Source organism: Agromyces sp. CCNWLW203, assembly GCF_036576125.1.
Taxonomy (GTDB): domain Bacteria; phylum Actinomycetota; class Actinomycetes; order Actinomycetales; family Microbacteriaceae; genus Agromyces.
This window is the reverse complement of record NZ_JAZHYX010000001.1, coordinates 549903-563454: the sequence shown is the minus strand read 5'-3', so window position 1 is coordinate 563454 and position 13552 is coordinate 549903. Positions and strand designations below refer to the sequence as shown.

The following is a 13552-nucleotide window of genomic DNA, read 5'->3' as shown; positions in this document are numbered from 1 at the left end:
TCCTTCCGCCGGATCCTGGCGAACTGCCATACTCAGACGACTTCTCCCGACCGCAGGGGCACTGCACGTGCGCGAGGCGAGCAGACGACCTGGGGAGGTGGCGTATGAGCACGGAGCTCGCCGCGATCATCGGAGTGGTGCTGATCCTGGCCGATTGGGCCATCCGCATCGCCGCGCTCATCATCGTGCCGCGGGGGCGCAAGCCCACCGCCGCCATGGCCTGGCTGCTTGCGATCTTCCTGATCCCGTTCGTCGGCATTCTCTTCTTCCTCCTCATCGGCAGTGTGAAGCTGCCGAAGAAGCGGCGCGAGAAGCAGCGCGAGATCGACGCGATGATCGCCGCGAGGAGTGAGGGCGCCGACCTCGCCCCCGATCGTGCGACGTGGCCCGAGTGGTTCGCGACGCTCACCGAGCAGAACCGCACGCTCGGAGCGCTGCCCGCCGTCGGCGGCAACGCCGCGGTGCTCATCGGCGACTACCAGGCCTCGATCGACGCCATGGCCGCCGAGATCGACACCGCCACCCGCTTCGTGCACGTCGAGTTCTACATCGTCTCGTTCGACGACACCACGAGGGGATTCTTCGCGGCAATGGAGCGGGCGGTGCAGCGCGGCGTCACCGTGCGCGTGCTGCTCGACGCGGTCTCGACGGGTCGCACCGTCGGCCACGACGCGACGTACGCCGAACTCGACCGCATCGGCGTGAAGTGGAGCTCGATGCTGCCGGTGCGTCCGCTCAAGGGGCAGTACCAGCGACCCGACCTGCGCAACCACCGCAAGCTCGTCGTCGTCGACGGGCTCGTCGGGTTCATGGGCTCGCAGAACCTCATCGCTCGCAGCTACAACTCCCCGAAGAACCTCAAGCGCGGGCTCATGTGGCAAGAGCTGGTCACGCGGGTCACCGGCCCCGTCGTGACCGCGATCAACACCGTGTTCATGTCGGACTGGTACCTCGAGACCGACGAGATCCTGAGTGACGAAGAGAACGTGCCCGCCGCGGCGGTGCCGGCCGACGAGTCATCCGACGCCCTCGTCTGCCAGGTCGTGCCGAGCGGCCCCGGGTACGACACCGAGAACGGCCTGCGCCTCTTCCTCACGCTCATCAACTCCGCGCAGCGGCAGGCCATCATCACGAGCCCGTACTTCGTGCCCGACGAGGCGATGCTCTACGCGATCACCTCCGCCTGCTACCGCGGACTCGACGTGCAGCTCTTCGTCTCGGAGATCGGCGACCAGGGCTCGGTCTGGCATGCGCAGCGCTCGTACTACCGAGACCTGCTGCAGGCCGGCGTGAAGATCTGGCTCTACCCCGGCCCGTACATCCTGCACTCGAAGCACCTCTCGATCGACGATGATGTCGCCGTCATCGGGTCGAGCAACATGGACATCCGCTCGTTCAGCCTGAACTCCGAGGTGTCGCTGCTCGTGCGCGGCCGCTCGTTCGTCGACCAGATGCGCGCCGTCGAGCAGGGCTACCGCGACGCGGGCCGCCAGCTCACCCTCGAGGAGTGGAACCGCGAGCCCGCGTCGGCGACGTTCCTCGACGGCGTCTCGCGCCTCACCTCGGCGCTGCAGTAGCTGCAGCGACTCGCCTCAGGCGATGCGGTCGGGGGCAACGGATGCCGCGGCGCCCGCCTGTCGTGCGATGTCGGCCTGCCCCGAGACATCCGTCGCCGTCTTCTCCCACGGAGCGGGGAACGGGAAGTAGCGCTCGAGGAAGTCGATCACGGCTGCCGTGCGCTCCTCGACCGAGATCTCGGGGAAGCTGCCGTCGTTCAGGCAGAACATGTCGTGGTCGCGGTGCTTCAGCAGCTCGTTCATCGCGGGCAGCGCCTGCCGCAGCGTCGTCTCGACGTACTTGACTCGGGCATTCGTCTGCTCGACGGCGTGTCCCGCGAGCAGCGCGTAGTAGTGGTACAGCGAGTTCGTCACCGAGATGTCGGTCGCCGAGCGGAAGCGGCTCGCGGCCGTGCGCCGGAAGTCCTCGGGGAAGGCGGCCTCGAGCTCGGCCATGACGCTCTTGCGGAGCGGGGCGGCGCAGTGCTCGAGGTGCCGGGTCGTGACCTTGCCGAACCGCTCGCGCAGAAGCGCGCGGTTCACCCGGGCCGCGTTCTCGAACCCGCTGCGCCCTGGGTGGGTCGACCCGAGGCCGATGCGGGTCGCCGCCTCGACGAACTTCGTGATGCCGCCCGGGGAGAAGAACAGCGATGGGCTGAGCGGCCGGCCGAAGAACATGTCGTCGTTCGAGTAGAGGAAGTGCTCGGCGAGGCCGTCGATGTGGTGCAGCTGGCTCTCGACCGCGTGCGAGTTGTGCGTCGGCAGCACCGACGTGTCGGCGAACATCGCCTCGCTCGGCACGATCGTCACCTTCGGGTGCTTCGCGAGCCAGGCGGGGGCGCCCGAGTCGGTCGCGATGAAGATGCGACGCACCCACGGTGCGAAGAGGTGCACCGAACGCAGGGCGTACTTCAGCTCGTCGATCTGCCGGAAGCGAGCCTCGGAGTCGTCGCCCTCGCCGACGACGTAGTTCTGCATGCGCTTGGCGCGCTCGCGGATGAACTCGTCGCTCGAGCCGTCGACCCAGGAGAAGACCATGTCGATCTCGAAGTCGACGTCGCTCGCGAGCGGCTCCCACATGTGCTCGAGCGTCGGCCAGTCGCGGCCGTGCAGGTGCACGACGTCGTCGGTCGTCTCGGAACGCTGCAGCGTGCGGCGCATCAGCACGTTCTCGGCCGGAGCCTCGATCGTCTCGTCGCCGAAGCGCCAGAACTCGAGCTGCACGCCGGTCTCGCTGCCGTAGCGCAGGCGCCCGATCGGCTCGACGCGAGGGCGGTAGACGCGGAGCAGCGTGGGCTTGCGTCCGGCGGAGAGCCGGCCGTCGGCGAGCAGCACGGGGTGCGTCTCGGCGGCGCGCTTCGGGGCGAGCGTCGTGGCGTAGAACGGCTCGTCGGCGAACGCCTCGGCGAAGGCGCGTGCCACGGCCTTGCGCTCGGCGCGGTCGACCGCGATGATCGGGCGGTCGTCGTTGCCGCGCACGAGCAGGAACGGGATGCCGGCCGCGTCGAGCGCCGCGCCGAGCGCGAGCAGGTCTTCTACCATCGACTCCTGCGGCGTCATGTGGCCGTTCCGCAAGGCGTACTGACCCTTGCGCAGCACGAGATCGTCGCGATCGAAGCGGGTCGCACGGCCCGCGGATGCCACGAGCACGAGTTCGGACGCATCGGAGAGCCGCATCGGCGGGGCGGGCGTCGCTTCCCTCCTCGCGAACGCGTGTCCGTCGTGCCGGTCAGGGGTTCGATCGCGGTCGGGTCTCGTCACGAAGCAGTGGCCTCCAGGGGGTGGGCGGGGCGCGAGTTGCGCGGTGCTCTGATTGTACGCAGCGCCCGGTGGGTAACGGCCTTCGGCCCTGATCTCCTCGGAATCGCGGGTGGGTGGGGGTGCGTCGCGCGAGGCTCTGGGTGACGCCGCATGACCTCGCGTTGACACGTGTGACAGCGGGCCTCGCGGCATCCGCTCGTGCTCTCTACCTTCGACTCAGGAGGTCGACATGACACGACTCATCATCGGCGCGATGGTCAGGGCGATCGGCGCCTACCCCTCGGGATGGCGCTACCCGGGCGCGCATCGCGACCCGCGCGGCGACGCGGCGGTGCTGCGGCGTGCGGCCGAGGTGGCCGAGGCCGCACGGCTCGACTACCTCTTCTTCGGCGACTGGCTCGCCACGGGGCACGACCTCGAATTCCAGGACCCGTATCTCGTCGCCCGCGTCGACCCCATCGCGGCGATCACCTACCTCGCGGGCGTCACGAGCCGCATCGGGCTCATCGCGACGGCGAACACGAGCTACTCCGATCCGTACACGCTCGCCCGTGCGACGGCGTCGGCCGACCTGCTCTCGGGCGGCCGGGCCGGCCTGAACCTCGTGACGGGCGCCGAGCCGCGCGCCGCTGGCAACCACGGCGTCGACTTCCACACCGCGAACGAGTCGCGCTACGACCGGGCCGTCGAGTTCGAGATCGTGCTGCGTCGCCTCTGGGACTCCTTCGACGACGACGCGATCGTCGCGGATGCCGCGAGCGGCGTGTACCTCGACCCGCAGAAGCTGCACGCCACCGACTTCCATGGCGAGCACCTCAGCGTGACCGGTCCGCTCAACGTGCCGCGCCCCGTGCAGGGCCACCTGCCGATCGTGCACGCGGGCATCTCGCCGCGCTCGCGGCTCTTCGCTGCGCAGAGCGCCGACCTCGCCCTCGTCGCCGTTGGCGATCGCGAGCAGGCGATCGCGATCCGCGAGGAACTGCGATCGCTCGCCTTCGAGTCGGGCCGCGACGATCGCACGCTGAAGGTCATCGCACCCGTGCTGCCGATCGTGGGGGAGACGCGCGAGCACGCCCAGTCGATCGCCGACGAGCTCAGCGAACTCGTGCAGATCGCCGAGGACTGGCCGGGCGGCCCGCCCGCGGCGTTCCCGTCGAACCGCTCGCTCGCGCAGCTCTCGCTGCTCGTGGGGGTCGATCTCGCCGGGCTCTCGCCCGACCGCGCGGTCACCCCCGCGCTCGTCGCCGAGTTCAGCGCCGCCGGGCAGGAGCTCGTCGAGATCGTCGCCGAGCGAACGGGGCGGAGCCCGTCGGGCGAGCGGCCGCCGACCCTGCGGCACCTCGTCGTCGCGGCATCCGTCAACGCCTCGATGATCGTCGGCACCGCCGACGACATCGCCGCCGAGTTCGAGGCATGGGGCGCCGCAGGGGCCGTCGACGGGTTCAACGTGCTCTCGGCCGTGCAGCCGCAGCAGTTCGAGGCGTTCGCGTTCCAGGTCGTGCCCGAGTTGCAACGCCGCGGACTCCTGCCGACCGAATACGAGGGCGAGACGCTGCGCGAGCATCTCGGACTCGCTCGGCCCGAGAGCGTGCACGCGACGGGTGATGCGGGTGACGCGGCGCTCGCCGTCGGTCGCAGGAGCGGGCATGGAAGCGTGCGCGGACGCGGCGCCCGCGATCGTTTGGCGTCGGCGCAGCGGCATCCGTCGCGCTGACGCCGACTGTGTGTCGCAATGTGTCGTGGTGTGACCCTGCGCGGCGAGAACGGTTGAGGGTCATTCCCGCGATCCGTAGCCTCATCGCCACACCCGCAATCGAGGAGCAACCGTGACCGTCACCGAGCAGTTCGCGACGCGCGAGGCCGTGCGCCGCGCGCCGGCGACTCAGGCGACGGATGCCGCGGCTCGGCCCCGTGCCGCCGGCCCCGGCCCGCTCGCGGTGCTGGCCGACGCCGGCCTCGAGGTGCCCGTGCTCGGGGGCGGGGTCGTGCGGCACGTGAACCTCGACGTCGCGGCGTCGGCGCCCGCGTTCGAGGTCGTTGCCCAGCGGGTGACACGGGTGCTGCCGTACTACGCGAGCGTGCACCGCGGCTCGGGATACCCGTCGCAGTTGTCGACCTCGCTCGTCGAAGACGCCCGGCTCGCGGTTGCCCGCCACGTCGGAGCCCGCGACGACGACCTCGTCGTCTTCACGCGCAACACGACCGACGCACTGAACCTGCTCGCCTCCGCCGTGCCCGGCGACACCGTGGTGCTCGACCTCGAGCACCACGCGAACCTGCTGCCGTGGCGGTCGCGCCGGGTCGTCGTCGGCCTGCCGACGCTCGAGGCGACGCTCGACGCGCTCGATGCCGAGCTCGCACGATGTCCGGCGGCACTGCTCTCGGTGACGGGCGCCTCGAACGTGACCGGCGAAGTGCTGCCCGTCGCCCGGCTCGCCGAGATCGCGCACGCGCACGGCGCGCGCATCGCCGTCGACGCGGCGCAACTGCTGCCGCACCGCCGGGTCGACGTGGCGGCATGGGGCATCGACTACCTCGCCTTCTCTGGCCACAAGGCCTACGCTCCCTTCGGTGCCGGAGCCCTCGTGGGCCGGGCCGACTGGCTCGATGCCGCTCCCGCCCACCTCGCCGGCGGCGGAGCCGTCGACGCCGTGCGAGTCGACGGCGTCGACTGGAAGCACGGAGTCGAGCGGCACGAAGCGGGCACTCCCAACGTCATCGGCGCCGTCGCGATCGCCCGCGCGCTCGCCGAACTCGAACGACTCGGCGACGACGCGCGGCGCGAGCACGAGGAGGCGCTCACCCGACGACTGCACGACGGGCTCGCCGCGCAGCCGGGCGTGCGCGTGCTCAGCGGGTTCGACAGCGGGGTCGAGGGCCGGCGCAGCGACGGCAGCGGGCACGGCGCCGTCGATCGCCTCGGCATCGCGACGATCGAGCTCGAGCGCGGCTCCGTCGGCCTCCTCGCCGCGGCGCTCGGCGCCGAACACGGCATCTCGGTGCGGGCCGGCCGGTTCTGTGCGCACCCGTTCTTCGAGCGCATGGCGACCCGGTCGAACGGCCTGCGCGCGAGCCTCGGCGCCGGCAGCTCGGCAGACGACGTCGACCGGTTCCTCGACGCGCTCGCCAGGCTCGTCGCCGACGGCCCGGCCCACGCCTACGACCAGTCGCCCGAGGGCTGGTGCCCTCGGGTCGACGATCGTCCGCGGCCGCGCTTCGACGACTGACGCCGGCGAGCACCGCGGCTTCAGAGGGGTGCATGTCCCGGTCGCGCGGCGTACCGTGGATACGGGAGCTGTCTTGGACCGCGATCGTGCACGTCTCACGGCCCGCCGCGACGAATTGCGGCGCGTCGTCTACGGGGCGCCGGGCGGCGGGTCGGGCGCCGCGTCGAGTGCCGGTGAATCGGATGCCGCGACCGAACTGCTCGTCGTCGAACACGAGCTCGCGCGACTCCGGGCGGCCGACGAGGTCAATGCCGCATCGTCCGCCGGCACCGGCACCGGCACCGGCACCGACCTGGGTGCCGGCCTCGCTGAGAAGACGTCTGCCACGGCGGGCGCCGCCGAATCGACGACGTCGACGCGACTCCGCACACGGCGGCGCCCGGCGCTCGCAGCAGCCGGGATCCTCGCTGCCGGCATCGCGATCGGCATCGGTGTCACGCTCGCCGCCGAGCCCGTCGCGAACCTCGTCACCCCGCCGCGCGGGCTCGAGGTCTTCGACCGTGCCCGCGACGACGTCGACACGGGCCCTCGTGCCTTCGTGGCGGTGCTCGGGGCCGACGCCGTGTCGAGCTTCCGCAGCATCGGCCGCGCCGTCGATCACGACGTGTGGGTCTTCCGCGACGGCGACGCGGTCTGCATGATCGCCCAGACGCAGCACCGCAGCAGCTGGGGCGCGAACTGCGTGAGCGAGACCGAGTTCCGCCGCACCGGCATCCGCCAGTACATCAGTTACGACGAGCTCGGCGAGGCACGCCCCGAGGGGCTCGACCCGGCGAGTGCTGTCGCGCTGAGCTGGACCGATCGCTCAGACACGGTCGAATGGTCGATCGTGCCGAGCGCCCGGGCCTCGACCGACGGGGCATGGGTCTGGGTGCCGATCGCGGATGACGAGGGCCCTGCGCCCATGACGTACGAGGAGTGGTCGTCGGGGTTCGACGCCCGCTCCGGCCCGCAGTAGTCGGCGCTCCGGGTCACGCCCGAGCGTGATCCGGGTGCGCCCGGGCGCGGGCCCATTCGTTCCGGGTCGTCACCGAATCGATACTCAACGCCGGCCCGTCGTGGTCCACACTTGGCGCATGGGATCAGCGTTGACCACCATCGGACTCCCCGTCGCCCTCGGCATCATCATGTTCGGGCTCGGACTCTCACTCACGCCGGGCGATTTCGCGCGCGTGGCGAAGCATCCGAAGGCGGTGATCATCGCCCTCGCCTGCCAGTTGATCGTGCTGCCGGCGCTCTGTCTCGGTCTCGTGCTCGTCTTCCAGCTTCCGCCGGTGCTCGCGGTCGGCATGATGCTGCTCGCCGCGTCGCCCGGCGGCACCACCGCGAACCTCTACAGCCACCTGTTCCGCGGCGACGTCGCCCTGAACATCTCGCTCACGGCGATCAACTCGGTGCTCGCGGTGTTCACGCTGCCGCTCATCACGAACCTCGCGATCGCCTACTTCCTGCCCGGCGACGACACCCTCGGCCTGCAGCTCGCGAAGACGGTCGAGGTGTTCGCCATCGTGCTGCTGCCGGTCATCGTCGGCATGCTCGTGCGCTGGTGGCGCCCCGGCTTCGCCGACCGCATGGACAAGCCCGTACGCATCGCCTCCGTCGTGATCCTCGTGGTCGTCATCGTCGGCGCGATCGTCTCGAACCTCGACCTGCTGCTCGAGAACTTCGGCAGCCTCGCCGCCATCACGGTGATCTTCTGCGTGCTGAGCCTGAGCGTCGGCTACCTCGTGCCGCGCATGCTGCGAGTGGGGCCGGCACAGTCGATCGCGAGCTCGTTCGAGATCGGCATCCACAACGCGACGCTCGCGATCGTCATCGCGCAGACCGTCATCGGCAGCGTCGAGATGAGCTTGCCGGCCGCGGTCTACGGCGTGCTCATGTTCTTCGTCGCGCTGGGCTTCGGCTTCCTGATCCGACGGCGGGGGCCGGCACCCGAGCGAGCGGATGCCGCGGCAGCCGCAGCGCCGCCGGCAGCCGCCGGCACAGCTGGCGCCGGGGAGGCCGCGAGCTGACCCCTCGCCGTGCCCGAGCGCCGGCGGCCCGTGCGGATTCGTAGACTGGACGGGTCAGGCACGGAGGGGGACGCATGCAGCCGCTCGGCGAGAACGATGTTCGCGCGCTCTTCGGCAACGCGAACGCGGCCGAGCTCGAGCAGCTCTCGCTGCCCGTGCGCTTCTTCGTGACCGAGTGGGCGCCGCTCGACGCCTTCGGCTGGCGCGACCCCCGGATTCCGTCGCGCGGCTACCTCGTCACCGAACTCGCGGGCATGCCCGCCGGCATCGTGCTGACGGCCGCCGATCGCACCGGATCCCGTCATCGCGCCGCCATCTGCAACCTCTGCCACACGCATCAGCCCGGCGACCAGGTCGAGCTGTTCTCGGCGCGCCGCGCGGGTGCGGCGGGCGAACGCGGCGACAGCATCGGCACCTACATCTGCGCCGACCTCGCCTGCCAGGAGACCGTGCGACTCGGCCGGCCGCCGGCACCGTCGGAGGTGCAGCCGAGCGCGCACGAGCTCGAGCGCATCGAGGGGCTCGCTCGCCGCACACGGGCGTTCGTCGCCGACGTGCTCGGCGTCGCCTGAGCTCGGCGTCGGCTCAGGGATCGGGCCGGTTCGACGGCCGGCTTGCGGGTGGCGTCAGGCCGCGGCATCCGGAACCGGCTCGAGCGTCGGCCGCTTGGCCGTGCGCCCGTCACCCGACGAACGGCCCGTGAGGCGCCGGCCGATCCACGGCAGCACGAACTCGCGGTAGTACGCGGCGGTGTTGCGGCTCTTGGGGCCGGCGGGCGCCGCGGCGACCTCCTCGACGCCCCACTCGGCGGGCACAGGCACGCCGAGCCCGGTGAGCACGTTGCTCGCGACGCGGGCGTGGCCGAGGGCATTCAGGTGCAGCTTGTCGGGCGACCAGTAGCGGATGTCGCGGAGGCCGAGGTCGTTGAAGTTGTCGACGAAGGTGACGCCGGGGCGGTCGGCGAGGTCGACGAGCGCCGCCGTGAGACGCGCGCCGCGGGCGTCGAACACCTTGCCCATCGGCAGGTGGTCGGTCGGGTTCGCGCCGCTCAGCATGAGCACGTGGATGCCCTCGGCACGGATGCGCTCGATCGCGTCGCGGAAGCGCGAGGCCGTGACCTGCTCGTCCATGCGGGGGCGCAGCATGTCGTTGCCGCCGCCGTTGAAGCTCAGGAGTTCGGGGCGCAGCGCGATCGCGGGGTCGAGCTGCTCGTCGATGATCGGGCCGAGCTTGCGGCCGCGGATCGCGAGGTTCGCGTAGCCGATGGGCTCGCGCGCCGCCGCGGCGAGGCCGATCGCCACGAAGTCGGCCCACCCTCGTACGGAGCCGTCGGGCAGTTCGTCGCCGACGCCCTCGGTGAAGCTGTCGCCGATCGCCGCATAGGAGTGGAACATGCGTCCACGCTATCGCGGGCGGCCAAGGCAGTGGCCGCCGTCGGCGTGGCCGCAAACGGCGGTCTCAGCTCGCGTGCTGCTCGTCGTGCTCGATCTCGCAGTCGGCGCCGGGGAAGAGCAGCGTCTCGTGGCCGTCGTCGAAGCGCACGAGGTAGGGCGGCCCGCCGTCTTCGCCGCGGATCTCGAGGATCTCGCCGCGGCGGGTGGCCTGGCCGACCAGCTTGCCGTGGATGATCAGGCGTTCTCCGACGGTTGCGTGCATCGCGTCCTCCTTCGAGTGCTTCCAGCGTACGCCGGTGGCTGTGCGTGCGGTAGGGCTGCGCCGGCCCTCGAGGAGACCCTTCCCCCGGCGCGCACAGACGGCTAGGGTGGCCGGAGTGGGTCAGGTGTCCCACTTCGAGCAGAGCGGATGCCGCGGCATCCGCTCACCGCTCGCAGCACCGCCGCCAGCCGACGAACAGCGAGGTTCCCCATGGCCGAAGCCGCCACCCCCGACCGCACCGCCGAGGCGCTGAGGTTGCCGCACGGGTTCCGCTGGGGCGCCGCCACGGCAGCCTTCCAGGTCGAGGGGTCGACGCGCGAGGGCGGCCGCGGTGAGTCGATCTGGGACGTCTTCACCCGCACGCCGGGGCTCGTGATCGACGGCTCGAACGCCGAGGTCGCCGCTGACAGCTATCGCCGCTACCGCGACGACGTCGCACTGCTCGCGGGGCTCGGCGCCGACGACTACCGCTTCTCGATCTCGTGGCCGCGCGTGCAGCCCGGCGGCACCGGGCCCGCGAACGAGGCGGGGCTCGCCTACTACGACCGCCTCGTCGATGAGCTGCTCGCCGCAGGCATCGCGCCCGTGCCGACGCTCTACCACTGGGACCTGCCGCAGGAGCTCGAGGCGGCCGGCGGCTGGCTGAACCGCGACACGGCGTACCGGCTCGCCGAGTACGCCGGCCTCGTGGTCGATCGTCTCGGCGATCGCGTGGCGCGCTGGATCACTCTCAACGAGCCCGCGATGACGACCCTGCAGGGCTACGCGCTCGGCAGCCAGGCGCCGGGCCACGCCCTCATGATGGGCGCGCTGTCGACCGCCCACCACCAGTTGCTCGCGCACGGGCTCGCCGTCGCTGCGATCCGCTCGCGAGGCGACGCCGAGGTCGGCATCACCAACAACCACACCCTCATGGTGCCGGCGACGGATGCCGCGGCCGACCGGTTCGCCGCCGGCGCGTTCGACCTCATCTACAACCGCATCTTCGCCGACCCCGTGCTCACCGGGGCGTACCCAGATCTTTCAGGCTTCGGCCTCGAGGCGATGCCGGGTCTCGAAGACGGCGACCTCGAGCTGATCGGCGCGCCGACCGACTTCTACGGCATCAACTTCTACAACCCGACGCGCGTCGCCGCGGCATCCGACGGCTCGGAGTTCGCGGCGGCCGGGCTGCCGTTCGAGCCCGTGGAGTTCGATGGCGTGCCGACCACCGGCTTCGACTGGCCGATCATGCCCGAGACGTTCACCGAACTGCTCGTCTCGTTCGCACGCGACTACGGCGACCGACTGCCGCCCGTCGTCATCACCGAGAACGGGGCGTCGTTCCCCGACGAGGTCGTGAGCGAGGCGGCCGGGGCGGCCGCAGAGGCCGGAGGGGGAGCGGCGCGTGCCGTGCACGACGAGCGGCGCATCGGCTACCTCGACGACCACATCACGGCGGTGCGACGCGCGATCGACCAAGGCGTCGATGTGCAGGGTTACTACCTGTGGTCGCTCCTCGACAACTTCGAGTGGGCCGAGGGCTACACGCAGCGCTTCGGCCTCGTGCACGTCGACTTCGAGACCGGCGAGCGCACCCCCAAGGACTCGTACGCCTGGTACCGCGACCGCATCGCCGACTCGCGGTAGCCCGCGCCAGCCGCCGTCGGTGGCTGCCCGCGTCAGTCGACGGCGAGGAGGGCCGCCCAGAGGTCGGCGCGGGCGTGGAAACCCGAGAGGTCGCGGCCGAGCAGGCGCTCGGCGAGGGCGATGCGGCTCCGCACGGTGTGCCGGTGCACGCCGAGCGCCTGCGCCGTGGCGTCGAACTGGCCGCCGTGCTCGAGCCACGTGCGGGTGGTCGTGAGCAGCGTCGTGCCGTTCTGGGCGTCGTGCTCGGTGAGCGGAGCGAGCGTCGCGAGCGCGACGGCGCGGGCATCGGTGCGGGCGAGAAACGCGAGCACGCCCTGCCGGCTGATCTCGTCGAACAGCACGACGCCCGAACCCGACTCGCGGGCGCGCTCGACCGCGCGCAGCGCCTGTTCGTGAGCGAGCGCGATGCCGCCCGTGCCGACCGGATCGGAGACCCCGACGGGCAGCTCGAACTCGGCGGCGATCTCATCGGCGAGGTTCGTGTCGGCCTCCTCGAGCAACAGCACGAACTGCTCGTCGTCGCGGCCGAAGAAGAGTCGGCCGCCGCGCTCCTCGACCCGCAGCTCGAGCAGCTCGGTCAGTCGGTCGACCGCGGTGAGCGGGGCATCCGTCACGGCGATGCGCATCGGCGTCGACGGCAGCGGCCCCCACATCTCGGTCGCGACGCGGTCGGCGAGGGCCAGATCACCGGCGAGGATGCCGCGGAGCAGCCCTGAACGCAGGTGACCGCGTGCTCGGTCGAGGTCGCGGTTCTGCTCGAGCGCGAGCCCTGCGAGCGCGATCACCGAGGTGACGACCTCGCGGCCCGCCTGGTCGAGCTCGGGGGAGTCGCCGATCGCGAGCACCCCGCGGAGCGCGCCGCCGCCGCCGAGCGTCTGCAGCGTCATCCGCTGCGGGGTCTCGGTCGACTCGCCGGCGAGCAGTGTGCGACTGGCGCGTTGGCCACGGCGGAGCATCGAGCGGGCCTCGCCGACGACCTCGCCGAGGAGCGGCTGGCCGAGCCCGTCGTCGGGCGCTTCGCGATCGAGCGCCCCTGTGGCGTCGATGAGCCCGACCCAGGCGCCGAGCCGATGGGAGAGCTCGGCAAGGGTAGCGGAGAGACCATCGGGCCGGAGTGCGGCGAGTGAGATCGCACGCTGGGCGTTCAGCGCCCACGCCTGCCGCGCGAAGGCGTCTTCGGCGATGAGGTCGGCGACCGTGCGGGCGATCGCGATGAACGGCACGCGGTAGGGCACCTCGAAGAGCGGCAGCCCTTGCGCGGCGCACGCCTCGACGAGCGACTCGGGCGTGCCCTCGCGGATCACCTCGGTGCCGAAGCCGAGTGCCGCGACACCCGTCGCACGCAGTCGCTCGACGTACGCGGCGGCGAAGCCGGTCGGGGCGTCGTCGCCGAACTGCGTGCCGGTCGTCAGCAGCACGTGGCCGGCGTCGAGGAACGGAGTCGGGTCAGCGAGGTCGGAGCTGTGCGCCCAGACCACCGGCACCGCGAGGGCGCCGCCCGGCAGCTCGGCGGCAGGGGTCACGAGGCCGAGCGCGAGGTCGGGGCGGTCGAGCAGGGTCTGCACGGTCGGCTGCACGAGGGCTCCTTCGGTGGGGCTTCAGTCGGTTCCGCGCCGGCGGACGCATTGTGTACGCCGTGTCGAAGAATGTGCACCTGAGTGTACACACGGGCGCTGTGGCATCCGCTCGGCCCGACCTAGCATTGGCGGCA

Annotated in this window: 11 protein-coding genes; 7 read left to right on the top strand and 4 right to left on the bottom strand. The window is 71.5% G+C overall.

Translation table 11 applies throughout. From position 1 onward, the window contains the following. Positions 1-104: 104 nt before the first annotated feature. Entirely contained in the window at positions 105-1577 is a 1473-nt protein-coding gene (gene cls / locus VPH61_RS02540; RefSeq protein ID WP_332061948.1) for a cardiolipin synthase, read from the top strand. 15 nt (positions 1578-1592) lie between these two features. On the opposite strand, the gene VPH61_RS02535 is transcribed toward cls, so the two are convergent. Then, positions 1593-3233 carry a stealth family protein gene (locus VPH61_RS02535; protein WP_332062519.1) on the bottom strand — a complete coding sequence of 547 codons (1641 nt, stop codon included), beginning with the start codon at positions 3231-3233 and terminating at the stop codon, positions 1593-1595. A gap of 313 nt (positions 3234-3546) precedes the next feature. Here VPH61_RS02535 and VPH61_RS02530 point away from each other — a divergent pair, with 313 nt between their 5' ends. The 5 genes from VPH61_RS02530 (at position 3547) to VPH61_RS02510 (ending at position 9128) form a co-directional block, all read left to right on the top strand. Continuing rightward, positions 3547-5031: an NtaA/DmoA family FMN-dependent monooxygenase gene (locus VPH61_RS02530; RefSeq protein ID WP_332061947.1), complete on the top strand. Its 1485-nt coding sequence runs from the start codon at positions 3547-3549 to the stop codon at positions 5029-5031. 112 nt (positions 5032-5143) lie between these two features. Then, entirely contained in the window at positions 5144-6544 is a 1401-nt protein-coding gene (locus VPH61_RS02525) for an aminotransferase class V-fold PLP-dependent enzyme (RefSeq protein WP_332061946.1), read from the top strand. Between the two features lie 73 nt (positions 6545-6617). Next, the gene (locus tag VPH61_RS02520; RefSeq protein ID WP_332061945.1) at positions 6618-7502 is read left to right on the top strand and encodes a hypothetical protein; all 885 of its coding nucleotides are present in this window, start codon (positions 6618-6620) and stop codon (positions 7500-7502) included. Positions 7503-7620: 118 nt separating this feature from the next. Next, positions 7621-8556: a bile acid:sodium symporter family protein gene (locus VPH61_RS02515; protein WP_332061944.1), complete on the top strand. Its 936-nt coding sequence runs from the start codon at positions 7621-7623 to the stop codon at positions 8554-8556. Between the two features lie 74 nt (positions 8557-8630). Further along, complete coding sequence (locus tag VPH61_RS02510; RefSeq protein ID WP_332061943.1) at positions 8631-9128, top strand: FBP domain-containing protein; 498 nt, start codon at positions 8631-8633, stop codon at positions 9126-9128. Positions 9129-9182: 54 nt separating this feature from the next. Here VPH61_RS02510 and VPH61_RS02505 read toward each other — a convergent pair whose 3' ends face one another. Together VPH61_RS02505 and VPH61_RS02500 are read right to left on the bottom strand one after the other, a co-directional pair. Further along, positions 9183-9950: an SGNH/GDSL hydrolase family protein gene (locus tag VPH61_RS02505; RefSeq protein ID WP_332061942.1), complete on the bottom strand. Its 768-nt coding sequence runs from the start codon at positions 9948-9950 to the stop codon at positions 9183-9185. A 64-nt stretch (positions 9951-10014) separates the two neighbouring features. Beyond that, positions 10015-10212, bottom strand: a complete 198-nt coding sequence (locus VPH61_RS02500; RefSeq protein WP_332061941.1) for a DUF1918 domain-containing protein — start codon at positions 10210-10212, stop codon at positions 10015-10017. A 210-nt stretch (positions 10213-10422) separates the two neighbouring features. Between VPH61_RS02500 and VPH61_RS02495 the strand changes: the two genes are divergently transcribed. Beyond that, on the top strand, positions 10423-11841 hold the full coding sequence (locus VPH61_RS02495) for a GH1 family beta-glucosidase (RefSeq protein ID WP_332061940.1): 1419 nt from the start codon (positions 10423-10425) through the stop codon (positions 11839-11841). Between the two features lie 32 nt (positions 11842-11873). Here the strand turns inward: VPH61_RS02495 and VPH61_RS02490 are convergent, their stop codons facing one another. Then, entirely contained in the window at positions 11874-13418 is a 1545-nt protein-coding gene (locus tag VPH61_RS02490) for a PucR family transcriptional regulator (RefSeq protein ID WP_332061939.1), read from the bottom strand. Positions 13419-13552: the final 134 nt, after the last annotated feature.

What these genes read in the sequence shown, in the direction of transcription:
- VPH61_RS02535 (WP_332062519.1), bottom strand. Translation starts at nt 3,233, where the DNA reads ATGCGGCTCTCCGATGCGTCCGAACTCGTGCTCGTGGCATCCGCGGGC.
- VPH61_RS02530 (WP_332061947.1), top strand. Translation starts at nt 3,547, where the DNA reads ATGACACGACTCATCATCGGCGCGATGGTCAGGGCGATCGGCGCCTAC.
- VPH61_RS02505 (WP_332061942.1), bottom strand. Translation starts at nt 9,950, where the DNA reads ATGTTCCACTCCTATGCGGCGATCGGCGACAGCTTCACCGAGGGCGTC.
- VPH61_RS02500 (WP_332061941.1), bottom strand. Translation starts at nt 10,212, where the DNA reads ATGCACGCAACCGTCGGAGAACGCCTGATCATCCACGGCAAGCTGGTC.
- VPH61_RS02495 (WP_332061940.1), top strand. Translation starts at nt 10,423, where the DNA reads ATGGCCGAAGCCGCCACCCCCGACCGCACCGCCGAGGCGCTGAGGTTG.
- cls (WP_332061948.1), top strand. Translation starts at nt 105, where the DNA reads ATGAGCACGGAGCTCGCCGCGATCATCGGAGTGGTGCTGATCCTGGCC.
- VPH61_RS02510 (WP_332061943.1), top strand. Translation starts at nt 8,631, where the DNA reads ATGCAGCCGCTCGGCGAGAACGATGTTCGCGCGCTCTTCGGCAACGCG.
- VPH61_RS02515 (WP_332061944.1), top strand. Translation starts at nt 7,621, where the DNA reads ATGGGATCAGCGTTGACCACCATCGGACTCCCCGTCGCCCTCGGCATC.